This window comes from Vibrio chagasii (genome assembly GCF_002954585.1).
Classification (GTDB): Bacteria; Pseudomonadota; Gammaproteobacteria; order Enterobacterales; family Vibrionaceae; genus Vibrio; species Vibrio chagasii_A.
On the sequence record NZ_MSCI01000003.1, the window covers coordinates 37,022 to 53,345 of the forward strand.

The following is a 16,324-nucleotide window of genomic DNA, read 5'->3' on the forward strand; positions in this document are numbered from 1 at the left end:
CCAAAAAACAAAAAGGCGACCCTTAGGTCGCCTTTAGCTCAGAACCAATAATCTTATAAAAGATTAGCGGCGCTGTTTTGTCAGTTCGATAACTCGTAACTGAGCAATGGCTTTAGCCAGTTCACCGGCCGCTTGTGCGAAGTCTATGTCGCCATGCTGATTTTGGATATTCTCCACAGCCTTGCGCTTAGCTTCTTCCGCCTTTGCTGCGTCTAGTTCTTCACCACGGATAGCTGTATCAGCCAGTACAGTCGCTGTACCAGGCTGAACTTCTACCATACCACCAGAAACATAAATGATTTCTTCGTGGCCGTGCTGCTTAACAATACGCACCATACCAGGCTTGATAGCGGTCAGCAGTGGAGTATGACCATGGAAAATACCAAGCTCACCCTCACTACCGGTCACCTGAAACGTCTCAACAAGACCAGAGAAAAGCTTCTTCTCTGCACTTACTACGTCTAGGTGAAAGGTTATTGCTGCCATATCGCCTCCTAGTTAGCCTTATAGCTTCTTAGCATTCTCAATAGCTTCGTCGATAGTACCGCAGTACATGAACGCTTGCTCTGGAATGTCATCGTATTCACCAGATAGTAGACCTTGGAAGCCACGTAGAGTCTCTTTTAGAGGTACGTAAACACCTGGGTCACCAGTAAATACTTCCGCTACGTGGTAAGGCTGAGTAAGGAACTTCTCAATCTTACGAGCACGAGATACTACTTGCTTATCTTCTTCAGATAGCTCGTCCATACCTAGGATAGCAATGATATCTTTCAGCTCTTTATAGCGCTGAAGTGTAGACTGAACGCCACGAGCGATGTCGTAGTGCTCTTGTCCAACTACCAATGGATCCAGTTGGCGAGATGTAGAATCTAACGGGTCGATCGCTGGGTATAGACCCATAGCTGCGATGTTACGGTTTAGTACAACCGTTGCATCCAAGTGCGCGAACGTTGTTGCTGGAGACGGGTCAGTCAAGTCATCCGCAGGTACGTATACCGCCTGTACAGACGTGATAGAACCTTGCTTAGTTGACGTGATACGCTCTTGTAGAACACCCATTTCTTCCGCAAGAGTAGGTTGGTAACCTACCGCAGAAGGCATACGGCCTAGAAGTGCTGATACCTCAGTACCTGCAAGCGTGTAACGGTAGATGTTATCTACGAATAGTAGAACGTCACGACCTTCGTCACGGAAACGCTCAGCCATTGTTAGACCAGTCAGTGCAACACGTAGACGGTTACCTGGTGGCTCGTTCATCTGACCGTAAACCATCGCTACTTTTGATTCTTCAGGTTTTTCAACGTTTACAACGCCAGCTTCCTGCATCTCAAAGTAGAAATCGTTACCTTCACGAGTACGCTCACCTACACCTGCAAATACAGATAGGCCAGAGTGTTGAAGTGCGATGTTGTTGATAAGTTCCATCATGTTAACGGTCTTACCTACACCTGCACCACCGAATAGACCGATTTTACCACCCTTAGCGAATGGACAAACCAAGTCGATTACCTTAACACCCGTCTCTAGAAGAGCTGTCTCGTTAGACTGTTCTTCGTAGCTTGGAGCTTCACGGTGAATTGCGTAGTGCTCTTCTGCACCGATTTCACCACACTCATCAATCGCGTCACCTAGAACGTTCATGATACGACCTAAGGTCTTAGTACCTACTGGTACTGAGATTGGAGCGCCAGTATTTTCTACTGTCAAACCACGACGTAAACCATCAGAGCTACCCATTACGATTGCGCGAACTACGCCACCGCCAAGTTGTTGCTGAACTTCAAGAACTAGACGCTCTTTCACTTCATTAACATTCAGAGCATCGTATACACGAGGTACTTCGCCCTGTGGGAACTCTACGTCGACTACCGCACCGATGATCTGTACGATCTTACCTGTAGCCATCGTTAATCCTCTAACTATTTAGTTTTACCTAAGCTTAAAACGAATAAGCGATTAAACCGCTGCTGCGCCTGAAACGATTTCAGAAAGTTCTTGTGTAATAGCCGCTTGACGCGCCTTGTTGTACACAAGCTCTAAATCATCGATTAGGTCGCTAGCGTTGTCGGTTGCAGCTTTCATTGCAATCATTCGAGCCGCTTGCTCACAAGCAAGGTTCTCTACCACACCTTGGTACACTTGAGATTCGACGTAACGAACCAATAGTGCATCTAGTAGTGGTTTTGGCTCAGGCTCATAAATGTAGTCCCAAGCATGATCGCGCTGCATGTCTTCGCTATCTGATTTAGGCAAAGGAAGTAATTGATCGATCGTTGGTTCTTGTACCATAGTGTTTTCAAACTTGTTGAACACTACGAACAGGCGATCCAATTCACCTTCATCATATTTCTTTAGCATTACGCTTACAGAGCCGATTAAGTCTTCAAGGCTTGGGCTATCGCCTAGGCCAGAAACTTGAGCTGCTACTTTCGCGCCGCTGTTGTTGAAAAATGCTGTTGCTTTTGAACCGATAATTGCCAGTTCAACTTCAGCACCTTTCTCAGACCAGTCTTTCATGTCTAACATAGCTTTCTTGAACAAGTTAATGTTCAAGCCGCCACATAGACCACGGTCTGTAGAAACGATGATGTAACCAACACGTTTGGCTTCACGTTCCTCAAGATAAGGATGCTTATACTCAAGGCTACCGTTAGCCAAATGACCGATCACTTTACGCATTGTTTCTGCATATGGACGAGTAGCTTCCATTGCGTCTTGAGAACGACGCATTTTTGAAGCTGCTACCATTTCCATTGCTTTCGTAATCTTCTGTGTGCTTTTAACACTACCGATTTTATTACGTATCTCTTTTGCGCCGGCCATCGTTACTCTCCGTTAATGGTATGAGGTGACCCGAAGGCCACCCACCAATTACCAGGTCTGGGTTGCTTTGAAATCGTCAACAAGCTTCTTCAGCTCAGCTTCGATATCATTGTTGTAAGCACCCGTTGTGTCGATCTGTGTAGCTAGATCGCCATATTGACCGCGAGCAAACGATAGTAAAGCAGCTTCAAAATCTAACAGCTTATCAAGCGCTACATCTTGAAGGTAACCACGCTCTGCAGCGAAGATTACAAGTGCTTGGTCAAATACAGACATAGGAGCGTATTGCTTCTGCTTCATTAGCTCTGTAACTTTTTGACCATGGTCTAGCTGCTTCTTAGTCGCTTCATCAAGGTCAGACGAGAACTGTGCGAATGCCGCTAGTTCACGGTACTGTGCTAGAGCTGTACGGATACCGCCAGATAGCTTCTTGATGATTTTAGTCTGCGCTGAACCACCTACACGAGATACTGAGATACCAGGGTCAACAGCTGGACGTACGCCTGCGTTGAATAGCTCAGTTTGTAGGAAGATCTGACCATCGGTAATCGAGATTACGTTCGTCGGTACGAATGCAGATACGTCACCAGCTTGCGTTTCAATGATAGGAAGAGCAGTTAAAGAACCAGTCTTGCCTTTCACTTCACCGTTAGTGAATGTTTCTACGTAGTGTTCGCTTACACGAGCAGCACGCTCTAGTAGACGAGAGTGAAGGTAGAAAACATCACCTGGGAATGCTTCACGACCTGGTGGACGCTTAAGTAGTAGCGAGATCTGACGGTAAGCTACGGCTTGCTTAGATAGATCATCATAAACAATCAGTGCATCTTCACCGCGATCACGGAAGTATTCACCCATCGCACAACCTGCGTATGGCGCTAGGTATTGTAGCGCTGCAGATTCAGAAGCAGATGCAACAACAACAATAGTGTTAGCTAGCGCGCCGTGCTCTTCTAGTTTGCGAACTACGTTAGCGATAGTCGATGCTTTCTGACCGATTGCTACGTAGATAGAGAAAATACCAGAATCTTTTTGGTTAATAATCGCATCGATCGCCATCGCTGTTTTACCAGTTTGACGGTCACCGATTACTAGCTCACGTTGACCACGACCGATTGGGATCATTGAGTCAACAGACTTGTAACCAGTTTGTACAGGTTGATCTACCGATTTACGGTCGATTACACCTGGTGCAATTACTTCTACAGGCGAAGTTAGTTTCGCTTCGATAGGACCTTTACCATCAATTGGCTCACCTAGTGTGTTTACAACACGACCAAGTAGTTCTGGACCTACTGGCACTTCAAGAATGCGGCCAGTACCTGTAACTTTCATGCCTTCCTGTAGGTCAGCATATGGGCCCATTACAACAGCACCAACCGAATCACGGTTCAAGTTAAGTGCTAGCGCGTAACGGCCACCCGGTAGTTCAATCATTTCACCTTGCATCACGTCCGCTAGGCCGTGAATGCTAAGGATGCCATCGCTTACCGAAACGATAGTACCTTCATTGCGAGCTTCACTAACAACGTCGAAAGATTCAATACGTTGTTTAATTAGATCGCTAATTTCAGTGGAATTAAGTTGCATGCTCCAATCCCCATTAAGACTGCAATGCATCGCTCAGGCGGTCTAGTCGACCACGCGCTGAGTTATCGATGACTAGGTCTCCGGCTCGAATAATAACTCCGCTAAGCAGAGTCTCATCTATACTGCAATTCAGCTGTACTTTGCGCGCTAGGCGCTGTTCCAATTTGCTGCTGATATCTGCGCGTTGTTCTTCCGAAAGTTCAACCGCTGAAGTCACTTCAACGTCGATCTCTTTCTCGTGCTCTTGTTTGAGCAATAAGAACTCTTTGCAAACATCAGGAAAAGCCATTAATCGGCCATTCTCTGCCATCACTTTTATCAAGTTCTGGCCGAATTCATCAAATTGTTCGCCACAAACGGCAATGAATACTTCCGCTAATTTTTCAGCAGTTAGAGAACTGCTTAGTAGATTGTGGATATCATTGTTTTGTGCCACTTCGGCAGCAAAAGAGAGCATTTGACTCCATTGGTCAAGCTCACCTTTTTCTACCGCAAAGTCAAAAGCTGCTTTAGCATAGGGGCGTGCGATTGTTGTCAAATCAGACATATACAGCCCCTTGCTTTAAAGTTTTGCAGTAATGTTGTCAAGAAGGTCTTTGTGTACGTCTTTATCGATCGTACGCTCAAGGATCTTCTCAGCACCAGCTATAGCCAGAGTTGCGACTTGTTTGCGCAGGTCATCACGGGCACGTGTGCGCTCAGCTTCAAGTTCTGCTTCAGCTTGCGCTAAGATTTTCTGGCGTTCTGCCTGAGCTTCTTCGCGAGCTTCATCAATAATTTGAGCTTTACGTTTGTTTGCCTGTTCAATAACCTCAGTTGCAGTGCGCTTTGCTTCTTTCATTTGCTCAGAAGCGTTGGCTTGTGCCAGGCTCAAGTCTTTAGCAGCGCGCTCAGCGGCTACTAGACCGTCAGCAATTTTCTTCTGACGCTCTTCAATTGCTTGCATGATTGGTGGCCATACATATTTCATGCAGAACCAAACAAACAGTGAAAAAGCAATTGCTTGACCCAGCAGAGTTGCGTTCATATTCACAACAGCTACCCCTCGTTAAGAATCAACTACAAAAATTTAATTAACTATAAGAGAGTTAATTAGCCTGCTAGTTGACCAACAAATGGGTTAGCAAACGTGAATAGTAGTGCGATTACGATACCGATCATCGGAACAGCATCCAGTAGACCAGCGATGATGAACATCTTAACTTGTAGCATAGGAGCCATTTCAGGTTGACGCGCAGCGCCTTCTAGGAATTTACCACCAAGAATAGCAAAACCAATTGCAGTACCTACGGCACAAAGACCAACAATAATAGCAACAGCGATTGCTGAAAAACTTAGTACAGTTTCCATTTACGTTCTCCGATTAACATTAATAGTTAGAATAAAGCTTAAAAATTTTTTTTAGTGATCACTATCTTCGTGAGCCATTGATAAGTAAACAATTGTCAACATCATGAAAACAAATGCTTGAATCAAAATAACCAAGATATGGAAGATAGCCCAAGGTAGTGCACCTACCCATTGTAAGTACCACGGTAGCATTGCCGCGATAAGAATAAACACCACCTCACCCGCAAACATATTACCAAATAAACGCATACCTAGAGATAGTGGCTTCGCCAGAAGCGAAATTACCTCAAGTACCAAGTTAAATGGAATCATGATTGGGTGATTAAATGGATGCAGTGCCAATTCCTTAGCAAATCCACCCAAGCCTTTTACTTTGATGCTGTAGTAGATCATCAGAGCAAAAACACCTAGAGCCATTGCCATGGTTATATTTACATCAGCTGTAGGAACCACTTTCAAGTAAGGGATACCTAACCAATGCTCTGCAGGATATGGTAAGAAATCGATTGGCACTAAGTCCATCAAGTTCATTAAAATAATCCAGCAGAATATAGTCAGTGCTAATGGGGCAATCAGCGGGTTGCGGCCATGGAAAGTTTCTTTAACGTTGTCGCCAACGAATTCCACTACCATTTCTACAAAACACTGAAGCTTACCAGGTACACCTACTGTTGCTTTCTTAGCGACTGAGCGAAAAACCCAAAGGAATAACATCCCTGTCAACACCGAAAAAAACAGACTGTCTATATGTACGTTCCAGAAACTTGTCTCCTCTACAAAACCTAACTTAGCTAAAGATAGATTCTGTAAGTGGTGTTCAATGTATCCGGATGCTGTTGCCGCAGCCATAACTCGTCCTATTTCTTATTGTTAATGAAAAGCACTGGCGCAAAGATATTAATACCAAGAACCAGTAAATAGGTCAGTTTGAGGGGAATTAACTCCACCTGCATATACATGTAGACAATAGAGAATAGTAGAACTGTGATTAGGATTTTTAGCGCTTCGCCAGCATAGAAAGACGCCGCAACTAACTTAGTCGCGCGAGCTCCACAAAAAAGGAAAGCACACACACAAAAAACCACATTTGCGATGACAAAAATGCCGCCACCGATTAATGCAGCAAAACCCCAGTCAGGATTAACAGCTAAACCTAACCCTATCGCCACTAATATAACCGCGCTAAGCTCGATCAATAACATTTGCTTTGCAAGCACTCGTCCTGGTCTTGCTAACGCCGCTACCATGTATTCGTTCCTCTTTAAGCCCACTTTACCACTCGCTAAAAAGCGTGCTGAGAAATTGGCGAAAATTATACGTTCAGCCAAATCGATTGCAATAAGAACGCTGCAATCATTTACATTTTTGCATACAAACCGACAACTTTTGTACGAAATTACTTGTTTATTACATAATTGACCTAAATCAATTATCTCATTTAGTACTCTAACTTAGCAATAAGTTGCTCTAATTTGTGAGGCTCATCAAGAGTAATTGTCACTTTTGACTTGCCGCTAACAGAACGAGTAACTGAAACGTTTGCTTGCAATTTTTCCGTGAGTCTTCGCGAAAGTTCGATAGCTTCTGTGTCTTCAGGCTTAGATTCAGGCTCAACGTCTGGTTTTAAACACTTTTTGACTAGTTGTTCAGTTTGGCGCACGGTCATGCTTTTGGTCGCCGCAGTGTTCGCTGCCTCAATCTGGGTATCGCCTTCAAGCGCAAGCAGTGCTCGTGCATGCCCCATTTCCAGTTGTTTGTTGGAAACTAAGCCTTTTACTTCATTTTCGAGCTGATTGAGACGTAATAAGTTACTAACCGTTGCTCTCGATTTACCAATCACATCAGCGACTTGCTGGTGCGTCAGTTCAAATTCATTCTGTAAGCGCTCTAGCGCTTGTGCTTCTTCGATAACATTCAGGTCTTCACGCTGAATATTCTCGATTAACGCCATCGCAATCGCGGCTTTGTCTTCAACTCGCTTGATAAGACACGGCACTTGCTTAAGGCCTGCTTGACGAGCCGCTCTCCAACGACGCTCACCCGCAATAATCTCATACTGATCTTGCGCTAATGGACGTACAACGATTGGCTGGATGATACCTTGAGATTGAATTGAAGCCGCCAGCTCTTCTAGCGCTTCAGGCGCGATATCTTTACGCGGTTGATAAACACCTGGCTTCAAGCTACCAACAGCCAATTCTGTTAGCTCTCCATCAGCCGATAACGCCTGACTATGAGAAGCGACTTGCTGTTTTTCACGAGCCAATGAGCTAGTTGCAAGCAGTGCATCTAGCCCTTTTCCTAAACCACGCTTAGACATTGAGCGAATTCCTTTGGTTAGACCTATACTGGGACTTCTTCACGACGCAACATTTCGCCTGCAAGGGCAAGATATGCCTTAGCACCAGCGGAATATTTGTCGTAGTACATTGCTGGTTTGCCGTGACTAGGCGCTTCAGCAAGACGTACATTTCTAGGGATCACGGTTCGGTAGACTTTGCTACCGAAGTGTTTTTTGAGTTGATCTGATACTTCGTTTGATAAGCGGTTGCGAGGATCATACATAGTACGCAGAAGACCTTCGATCTTCAGGTTCTCGTTAACCACCGCCGCAAGCTTACTTATGGTATCCATCAACGCAGTCAAACCTTCAAGAGCAAAGTATTCACATTGCATTGGAACTAATACGGAATCGGCAGCTGCCATGGCATTAATTGTAAGAAGGTTTAATGAGGGCGGGCAATCAATAAAGATGAAATCATAATCATCACGAATGGATGCAAGTGCATTTTTAAGGCGAACTTCGCGCGCGAACACTTCCATTAGCTTGATTTCTGCCGCAGTAACATCACCGTTTGCGGCGATGAGGTCATAATTGCCAGATGTACTCCTGCAAACTACCTCATCAAATGGGGTGTCTTCAACCAACAAATCGTAAGCAGTTGCTTCAACCTGATATTTGTCGACACCGCTCGCCATAGTGGCATTACCTTGGGGATCGAGGTCAACAACCAATATCTTGCGTTTAGTTGCCGCCATTGATGCTGCTAAATTAATGCAAGTTGTTGTTTTTCCTACGCCACCTTTCTGGTTGGCAATTGCTACGATTCTACCCACTATGGCCTCGCTGATTATCCCTGACGCGATAAAGTTACTAGATGACGCTCTCCGTCAAGCTCTGGCACTCGCAAAGCTTTGATATCTGTCACTGAACACCATTCAGGTAACAGGTCAATTTCGTCTCTAGGATGTTGTCCCTTAAGAGCCAAAAATACACCGGATTGCTCTTTAGGTAAATGGTGACACCACTCTACCATGTCTGTCATTGATGCAAATGCGCGACTGAGCACTGCATCAAACTTTTCTTCAGGTTGAAACTCTTCAACACGGCTTTGAACCGGCACAACGTTGTCTATGCTTAACTCATGAACTACCTGCTTAATAAAACGAATACGCTTACCTAAGCTATCTAGCAAGTAAAACTCGCAGTCTGGGTTCATGATTGAGAGCGGAATCCCAGGTAAGCCTGGTCCGGTACCCACATCGATAAACCGCTTACCCTGTAAGTGAGTGCTAACAATGATGCTATCTAAGATATGTTTCACCATCATTTCTAATGGGTCACGAACCGAAGTCAGGTTGTAAGCCTTATTCCATTTGTTGAGTAATTCAACGTAGCCAACTAGCTGGCTACGTTGTTTTTCAGATACTTCTAGGTCGGTCTGGCCAATCAGGTGATCCAATTTTTCGCGTAATACGCTCATTATGCTTCCTCACCTTTTTTCAACAGGCCGTGTTTTTTCAAGTAAACCAGTAGAATTGAAATTGCCGCAGGTGTAATACCCGAAATACGAGAGGCAATACCAATTGAATCCGGTTTAGCGTTAGTTAGTTTTAGAACCACTTCGTTAGAAAGCCCTTTTACCTGGCTGTAATCAATATCAGCAGGCAGTTTGGTGTTTTCATGACGCAGTGATTTTTCAATTTCGTCTTGTTGACGCTGAATGTAGCCTTCGTACTTCACTTGGATCTCAACTTGCTCAGCCGCTTGTTGATCTTCCAGTGCAGGAGAAAAACGATCCAGAGCCGTCAACTGTGAATAAGTCATTTCAGGACGACGCAGAAGATCTTCACCGCTCGCTTCACGAGACATTGGTGTTTTTAGGATCTGGTTCAGCGCGCCAATATCTTCAGATTTTGGATTAATCCAAGTCTCTTTCAGACGCTGACGTTCTTTCTCCATGTTGTCCATCTTCTCATTGAATCGAGCCCAACGTGCATCATCAATCAAACCAAGTTCACGAGATTTTTCTGTCAGACGGATATCGGCGTTGTCTTCACGAAGCAACAGACGGTATTCCGCACGAGACGTAAACATACGGTACGGTTCTTTGGTGCCCATGGTTGATAGGTCGTCGATCAGAACCCCCATGTAAGCTTGGTCACGACGTGGGCTCCAGCCTTCTTTGCCTTGAGTAAACAGACTCGCATTCAAACCAGCCATCAAACCTTGTGCAGCCGCTTCTTCATAACCGGTTGTACCGTTGATTTGGCCGGCAAAGAATAGACCTTTAATAAACTTCGTTTCGTAAGTCAGTTTTAGGTCGCGAGGATCGAAGAAATCATACTCAATCGCGTAGCCAGGGCGCACGATGTGAGCATTTTCGAAGCCCTTCATTGAGCGAACAATTTGAACCTGTACATCAAACGGCAGACTAGTAGAAATACCATTCGGGTATAACTCATGTGTCGTTAGGCCTTCAGGCTCAATAAAAATTTGGTGGCTATTTTTATCAGCAAAACGCATCACTTTGTCTTCAATCGAAGGACAGTAGCGAGGACCAATACCCTCAATCACGCCAGCGTACATAGGGCTGCGGTCAAGGTTGGCACGAATCACATCGTGCGTATTTTCATTGGTGTGCGTGATGTAACATGGGATTTGGCGCGGCTGTTGTGCTCGGCTGCCCATGAATGAGAAAACCGGTGTTGGGTTATCACCGTGTTGAACCTCAAGCTCAGAAAAATCAACACTACGCGCATCGATACGAGGAGGCGTACCTGTTTTCAGGCGATCAACTCTAAATGGAAGATCACGAAGACGGTCAGCTAAAGCGATCGATGGTGGATCACCAGCACGACCACCAGAAGAGCTTTCCATACCAATATGGATCTTACCGCCTAGGAATGTACCCACCGTCAGTACCACAGCATCAGCACGGAACTTAAGGCCCATTTGGGTTACCACACCGACCACTTGATCCTGTTCAACGATCAGGTCATCTACCGATTGTTGGAACAAGGTTAGGTTTGGTGTGTTTTCAAGAACATTACGCACAAAGGCTTTGTAAAGCGCTCGGTCTGCTTGAGCGCGCGTTGCACGAACCGCAGGTCCTTTTGACGCGTTTAGTGTTCTGAACTGAATACCTGCATGATCAATGGCTTGCGCCATCAAACCACCCATTGCATCGACCTCTTTCACCAAGTGGCCCTTACCGATACCACCGATAGCTGGGTTACAAGACATTTGTCCCAAGGTATCGATATTATGAGTAAGTAATAACGTACTTTGACCAGTACGTGCAGATGCGAGTGCGGCTTCCGTTCCTGCATGGCCGCCACCAACAACGATGACGTCAAATTTTTCGTGATAAAGCATGAACCGACCTCAGGTATTCAAACGTTTTCTAGACTGATAAAAAGGAGCGATATTCTACCTGTTTTCATAGCTTGAGAAAACGTTTTTGGAATTTTTCGATTAAGCTGTTTTTAATTAATATAGATAAGATCTTTAAAGAGATCTTTTATTGGATCTATTATTAGGATCGAAGTGGTCTGTGGATAAGTCAAAAATGATCAACAAGATCATGGATCTTTTTTGGATCAAATGGTGTGATCTAACTTTGATCAGGGTGAGGATTAGCTGGGATCAAAATGGCTACTTATTCACAGGGATAAATAGCTCTAAAACTTGTTATTTGGATAACTATAGGTTAATCACCGAATATGTATGATCTTATCCACAACAGATCTTGAAAATAAATGGCTAATTTTCGGCTTTTACCCCAAAAAGTTATTCACAATCTCGATATTCAGGCACAAAAAAAGCGGCAAAAGCCGCTTTTTTAAGAGAATAGAGGGTTAAAACTGGTCACTATGATCGTTAAACCACTCTTCTGCAGCGTCTTCAGGGACCGGAGTCTCCAAAACATCGATGGTAAAACAGTCAGAAATCGCCTGTCCGCCAAGTTTTGTTAATAACTCATGAGCGGTTTGGCCTGCTGCGCAGAAGGTGTCGTAGCTTGAATCACCAATGGCAATGACTGCAAAGCGAACCTTATCGAGTTGAGGTGCGTGCTCTGTCAGATCGGCTATGAATGGCTTGATATTGTCAGGGAATTCACCAGCGCCATGGGTCGATGTCACTACTAACCAGAAGCCTTGCTGAGGAATATCATTGTATTCAGGCTGGTTGTGTAGCGTTATCTCATGGCCTTGCTCTTCTAGAAGATCATTAAGGTGATCGCCAACGTATTCAGCGCCACCTAAGGTGCTACCTGTAATAATGTGGATCATTAAGCTGTCCTTACTAAAGAAAAAGGCCGGTATCAGCCAGCCTTCTTGGGTTATTTACCAATACAGAATGAAGAGAAGATACGCCCCAAGAGATCGTCTGAGCTGAACTCGCCCGTTATCTCATTAAGGTGTTGCTGAGTGATACGAAGCTCTTCCGCCAAGATTTCACCCGCCATGTAGCCTTCAAGTTGCTGCTGGCCAATATCGAGGTGCTCTGAGGCACGCTCAAGCGCATCCAAGTGACGACGGCGAGCCATAAAGCCACCTTCATGACCACCAGCAAAGCCCATACACTCTTTTAGGTGACTACGTAGGGCATCCACGCCTTGACCTGTTTTTGCGGACAAGCGAATCAGAGTTGGATCGTTCACGTGACAAATCCCGAGCTCTTCATTGGTTTGATCCGCTTTGTTACGAATGACAGTCATACCAATGTTATCTGGTAAACGATCAACGAAATCTGGCCAGATATCTTTCGGGTCAGTGGCATCGGTTGTGGTGCCATCCACCATAAATAGGACTCGGTCTGCCTGAGCAATTTCTTCCCAAGCACGCTCAATGCCGATTTTTTCAACTTCATCAGACGCGTCACGTAAGCCTGCGGTATCGATAATATGCAGTGGCATACCATCAATATGGATATGCTCTCGCAGTACATCACGTGTGGTACCAGCAATATCAGTCACGATTGCCGATTCTTTGCCTGACAGCGCGTTCAGTAGGCTAGATTTACCGGCATTTGGGCGACCAGCGATCACTACCTTCATGCCTTCACGCATGATGGCGCCTTGGTTGGCTTCTTGGCGCACTGCCTCTAGGTTGTCGATGATAGCCTGTAAGTCAGCACTTACTTTACCGTCTGCCAGAAAGTCGATTTCTTCTTCGGGGAAGTCGATAGCTGCTTCAACATAGATACGCAGGTGAATCAGTGAATCGACTAGGGTATTAATGCGTTTAGAGAACTCACCTTGAAGAGATTGCAGTGCGGATTTAGCCGCTTCTTCTGAGCTTGCGTCAATCAAGTCAGCGATCGCTTCAGCTTGGGTTAAGTCCATCTTGTCGTTCAAGAACGCGCGCTCTGAGAACTCACCAGGACGGGCTGCACGCACGCCTGAGATGCCTAGGATGCGCTTGATGAGCATATCCATAACCACTGGGCCACCGTGACCTTGCAGCTCTAGAACGTCTTCGCCGGTAAAAGAGTGTGGGTTAGGGAAGTAGAGCGCGATACCTTGGTCGAGCTCGATGCCATCGGCAGATTTAAAAGGTAGGTACTCAGCGTAGCGAGGCTTAAGTGTTTTTCCCGTTACTTCTAGGGCAACCTGAGTCGCTAATGGGCCGGAAACGCGGATAATACCGACGCCACCACGGCCGGGCGCGGTCGCTTGAGCAACAATCGTATCTGTAGTCATAGTTGTGCCTGCTAGCATGTGAACGCGAAAAAGGGCATTCACGATTAATCAATTAGCTGAATTGTAATCAGCTAAAAACAAAAAGGCGACCTTTTGGTCGCCTTTCTTTAGTTCTTTCTATTATCGAACTTACTTAGAATGTAAGCCTTTCTTTTCCAGCGCACGGTAGATAAGCGTTTGCTGAATCAGAGTTACGATGTTCGATACTAGCCAGTAAAGAACCAGACCTGAAGGGAAGAACAGGAAGAAGAATGTGAACATAACCGGCATAAAGGTCATGATCTTCTGCTGCATTGGATCCGTTACAGTTGTCGGGCTCATCTTCTGGATTAGGAACATTGAAGCACCCATAAGAAGTGGCAAGATGTAGTATGGGTCTTGCGCTGAAAGGTCAGTAATCCAACCGAAGAACGGTGAGTGACGCAGTTCAACAGACTCCATTAGTGCCCAGTATAGCGAAATGAAGATAGGCATTTGTAGAAGGATAGGTAAACAGCCACCTAGTGGGTTCACTTTCTCTTTCTTGTAAAGCTCCATCATTTCTTGGCTCATGCGTTGACGGTCGTCGCCGATACGCTCACGCATTGCAGTCAGCTTAGGCTGAAGCATACGCATTTTCGCCATAGATGTGTACTGAGCTTTCGTTAGTGGGTACATAGCACCACGAACGATGAAAGTTAGGATGATGATTGCCACACCCCAGTTCGATACGAAGCCTTGAATGAACGAAAGCAGAGTATGAAGTGGTTTAGCAATGAACCATAGCCAGCCGTAATCTACTACCAAGTCTAGGTTTGGTGCAGTTGCTGCCATTTGGTCTTGAAGTTTAGGACCAACCCAAAGCGTTGCTTTAAAGCTTGCTTCGTCACCGTTCGCGATGGTTTTGTTCGGCATACGAACACCGATGTCGCCTAGGTTACCAATTACACGAGTGTAAAGGTTGCTGCCTGCTTCGTCGCGTGGGATCCAAGCACTTGCAAAGTAGTGCTGAATCATCGCTGCCCAACCTTGACCATTTGCTAGGTTAAGAGACAGGTTGCGATCTTGCATGTCGTCGAAGCTGTATTTCTTGTAACGCGTATCTTCCGTAGAGTAAGCACCACCACGGTAAGTTGGCATTGTTAGGCTACCGCCGTCATCCATAACGTTTTGACGTAGGTGAGCGTACATACCGAATGTCGCGTTGTTGCCAGAGTTGTTGACTACATCGTATTCAACGTCAATCGCGTAGCTGCCGCGCTTAAGGATGAATGTTTTTGTGTAATCTAGGCCGTTCGCTTGGTAAGTCATAGGGATGCGTAGTTCATCCTGACCGTCAGCCAGCGTGAAGCTGTCTGCTGAAACCGTGTAGCTTGGGCGGTTAGTACTGCTAAGGTCGATACCTTGAGGACCAACTAGACCGCTTTGAGCGATAAATTGGTGGCCTGGTTCATTCTTAAGAAGAACAAAGCTCTCTTCAGAATCGTACTCAGCTGAGTAATCATTTAGGTCTGCTTTCACAACATCACCACCAACCGTATCAATTGACAGAGTCAGTACATCAGTGGTCACTGTGATAGTTTTTGCAGAAGAAGCAACTTGACCTGGAGCCGGGTCTAGATCATCTGCATAAGATGGCGCTGGTAGGGTGCTGCCAGATTGTGCCTGCTCAACCGCTTGTGGAGCTGGGTTCTTAGCTACATTCCATTGTTGGAAAAGTAGGAAAGAAACCAAAGCCAATGCGATTAACAGGATATTACGTTGAGAATCCATCGTTATTTATCTCTGTCTTGTTTTTGGACTGGTGGAACGGGGTCATAGCCCCCATCGTTCAAAGGATGGCATTTTAATAGACGTTTGCCTGATAACCAACACCCTTTTACAAAACCGTGAGCTTTCAACGCTTCTATCGCATATAAAGAGCAGGTTGGAGTAAATCGGCAGCGTGGGCCGATGAGTGGACTAATAAACCATCTATAAAAATAGATGGGTATTAGCGCTATCCACGCGAAGGGCGAGACAGGCGAAGCCATAATTTGTCGAGTAGCTTGAACATTTCTTCATTGCTTAAATCTTGCGCGCTCTTCTTAGCGATTACAACAAAATCTTTGTTAGGAAGTTTGTGCTGAGTGTTACGAAAACTTTCACGAGTAAGACGCTTGAATCGATTACGACCCACGGCGGTTTTAATCTGTTTTTTCGGAACGGCTAATCCAAGGCGAGGATTTGAAAGAGAGTTATTTCGAGCAATGATGGTGAAATGAGGAGAGCCAGCTCGATGAGCTTGCTTGAAGACATTTTGATAATGTTCGGGAGTTAACAAGCGTAACTCCCGACCGAAGGCTAGCTTATTCAAAATAATCAAAGATTACTTAGAAAGACGCTTACGGCCTTTTGCACGACGTGCATTGATTGTTGCGCGACCGTTCTTAGTAGCCATGCGAGCACGGAAACCGTGAGTACGCTTACGCTTTAGAACTGTAGGTTGAAAAGTGCGTTTCATTGTAATTACCTTACTGATCAGTAGTTTTAGGTTTTTGTTAAACCCGGCGTGGGCATTTTTTCTCTTCTTTATATAAGAAAGGAAAACC

Annotated in this window: 19 protein-coding genes; all 19 read right to left on the reverse strand. The window is 45.3% G+C overall.

Features of this window, described 5'->3' with window-relative positions; genetic code table 11:
* Positions 1-63: 63 nt before the first annotated feature.
* A complete protein-coding gene (locus BTO10_RS20035; RefSeq protein WP_004739296.1) occupies positions 64-486 on the reverse strand; it encodes a F0F1 ATP synthase subunit epsilon in 423 nt (140 codons plus the stop codon).
* Positions 487-504: 18 nt separating this feature from the next.
* On the reverse strand, positions 505-1,908 hold the full coding sequence (gene atpD / locus BTO10_RS20040; protein ID WP_004739295.1) for a F0F1 ATP synthase subunit beta: 1,404 nt from the start codon (positions 1,906-1,908) through the stop codon (positions 505-507).
* A gap of 51 nt (positions 1,909-1,959) precedes the next feature.
* Positions 1,960-2,826 carry a F0F1 ATP synthase subunit gamma gene (gene atpG, locus BTO10_RS20045; protein WP_004739293.1) on the reverse strand — a complete coding sequence of 289 codons (867 nt, stop codon included), beginning with the start codon at positions 2,824-2,826 and terminating at the stop codon, positions 1,960-1,962.
* Between the two features lie 48 nt (positions 2,827-2,874).
* Complete coding sequence (gene atpA, locus BTO10_RS20050; RefSeq protein ID WP_063522121.1) at positions 2,875-4,416, reverse strand: F0F1 ATP synthase subunit alpha; 1,542 nt, start codon at positions 4,414-4,416, stop codon at positions 2,875-2,877.
* 13 nt (positions 4,417-4,429) lie between these two features.
* Entirely contained in the window at positions 4,430-4,963 is a 534-nt protein-coding gene (gene atpH / locus BTO10_RS20055; protein ID WP_004739291.1) for a F0F1 ATP synthase subunit delta, read from the reverse strand.
* A gap of 15 nt (positions 4,964-4,978) precedes the next feature.
* Positions 4,979-5,449, reverse strand: coding sequence for a F0F1 ATP synthase subunit B (atpF, locus tag BTO10_RS20060; RefSeq protein ID WP_004739290.1), 471 nt, complete (start codon positions 5,447-5,449; stop codon positions 4,979-4,981).
* Positions 5,450-5,508: 59 nt separating this feature from the next.
* Positions 5,509-5,766 (reverse strand): F0F1 ATP synthase subunit C, encoded by a 258-nt coding sequence (gene atpE / locus BTO10_RS20065; RefSeq protein ID WP_004411110.1) that lies wholly within the window; start codon positions 5,764-5,766, stop codon positions 5,509-5,511.
* A gap of 51 nt (positions 5,767-5,817) precedes the next feature.
* Positions 5,818-6,615: a F0F1 ATP synthase subunit A gene (gene atpB / locus BTO10_RS20070; protein ID WP_004739289.1), complete on the reverse strand. Its 798-nt coding sequence runs from the start codon at positions 6,613-6,615 to the stop codon at positions 5,818-5,820.
* A gap of 8 nt (positions 6,616-6,623) precedes the next feature.
* Positions 6,624-7,013: a F0F1 ATP synthase subunit I gene (locus BTO10_RS20075; RefSeq protein WP_008221392.1), complete on the reverse strand. Its 390-nt coding sequence runs from the start codon at positions 7,011-7,013 to the stop codon at positions 6,624-6,626.
* A 191-nt stretch (positions 7,014-7,204) separates the two neighbouring features.
* Positions 7,205-8,086: a ParB/RepB/Spo0J family partition protein gene (locus BTO10_RS20080; protein WP_105025648.1), complete on the reverse strand. Its 882-nt coding sequence runs from the start codon at positions 8,084-8,086 to the stop codon at positions 7,205-7,207.
* Positions 8,087-8,109: 23 nt separating this feature from the next.
* On the reverse strand, positions 8,110-8,883 hold the full coding sequence (locus BTO10_RS20085) for a ParA family protein (RefSeq protein ID WP_063522123.1): 774 nt from the start codon (positions 8,881-8,883) through the stop codon (positions 8,110-8,112).
* Between the two features lie 14 nt (positions 8,884-8,897).
* The gene (gene rsmG, locus BTO10_RS20090) at positions 8,898-9,530 is read right to left on the reverse strand and encodes a 16S rRNA (guanine(527)-N(7))-methyltransferase RsmG (protein ID WP_105025649.1); all 633 of its coding nucleotides are present in this window, start codon (positions 9,528-9,530) and stop codon (positions 8,898-8,900) included.
* Complete coding sequence (mnmG, locus tag BTO10_RS20095) at positions 9,530-11,425, reverse strand: tRNA uridine-5-carboxymethylaminomethyl(34) synthesis enzyme MnmG (RefSeq protein ID WP_004739281.1); 1,896 nt, start codon at positions 11,423-11,425, stop codon at positions 9,530-9,532. The genes rsmG and mnmG overlap by 1 nt, the downstream gene beginning before the upstream one ends.
* A 482-nt stretch (positions 11,426-11,907) precedes the next feature.
* On the reverse strand, positions 11,908-12,342 hold the full coding sequence (mioC, locus tag BTO10_RS20110) for an FMN-binding protein MioC (RefSeq protein ID WP_102424686.1): 435 nt from the start codon (positions 12,340-12,342) through the stop codon (positions 11,908-11,910).
* Between the two features lie 50 nt (positions 12,343-12,392).
* Positions 12,393-13,754 (reverse strand): tRNA uridine-5-carboxymethylaminomethyl(34) synthesis GTPase MnmE, encoded by a 1,362-nt coding sequence (gene mnmE, locus BTO10_RS20115; protein ID WP_004739277.1) that lies wholly within the window; start codon positions 13,752-13,754, stop codon positions 12,393-12,395.
* 129 nt (positions 13,755-13,883) lie between these two features.
* Positions 13,884-15,506, reverse strand: coding sequence for a membrane protein insertase YidC (gene yidC, locus BTO10_RS20120; protein ID WP_105025652.1), 1,623 nt, complete (start codon positions 15,504-15,506; stop codon positions 13,884-13,886).
* Between the two features lie 2 nt (positions 15,507-15,508).
* On the reverse strand, positions 15,509-15,766 hold the full coding sequence (yidD, locus tag BTO10_RS20125; protein WP_004739274.1) for a membrane protein insertion efficiency factor YidD: 258 nt from the start codon (positions 15,764-15,766) through the stop codon (positions 15,509-15,511).
* Entirely contained in the window at positions 15,733-16,056 is a 324-nt protein-coding gene (gene rnpA, locus BTO10_RS20130) for a ribonuclease P protein component (RefSeq protein ID WP_017055478.1), read from the reverse strand. The genes yidD and rnpA overlap by 34 nt, the downstream gene beginning before the upstream one ends.
* 45 nt (positions 16,057-16,101) lie before the next feature.
* Positions 16,102-16,236: a 50S ribosomal protein L34 gene (gene rpmH / locus BTO10_RS20135; protein WP_004735800.1), complete on the reverse strand. Its 135-nt coding sequence runs from the start codon at positions 16,234-16,236 to the stop codon at positions 16,102-16,104.
* Between the last annotated feature and the right edge of the window lie 88 nt (positions 16,237-16,324).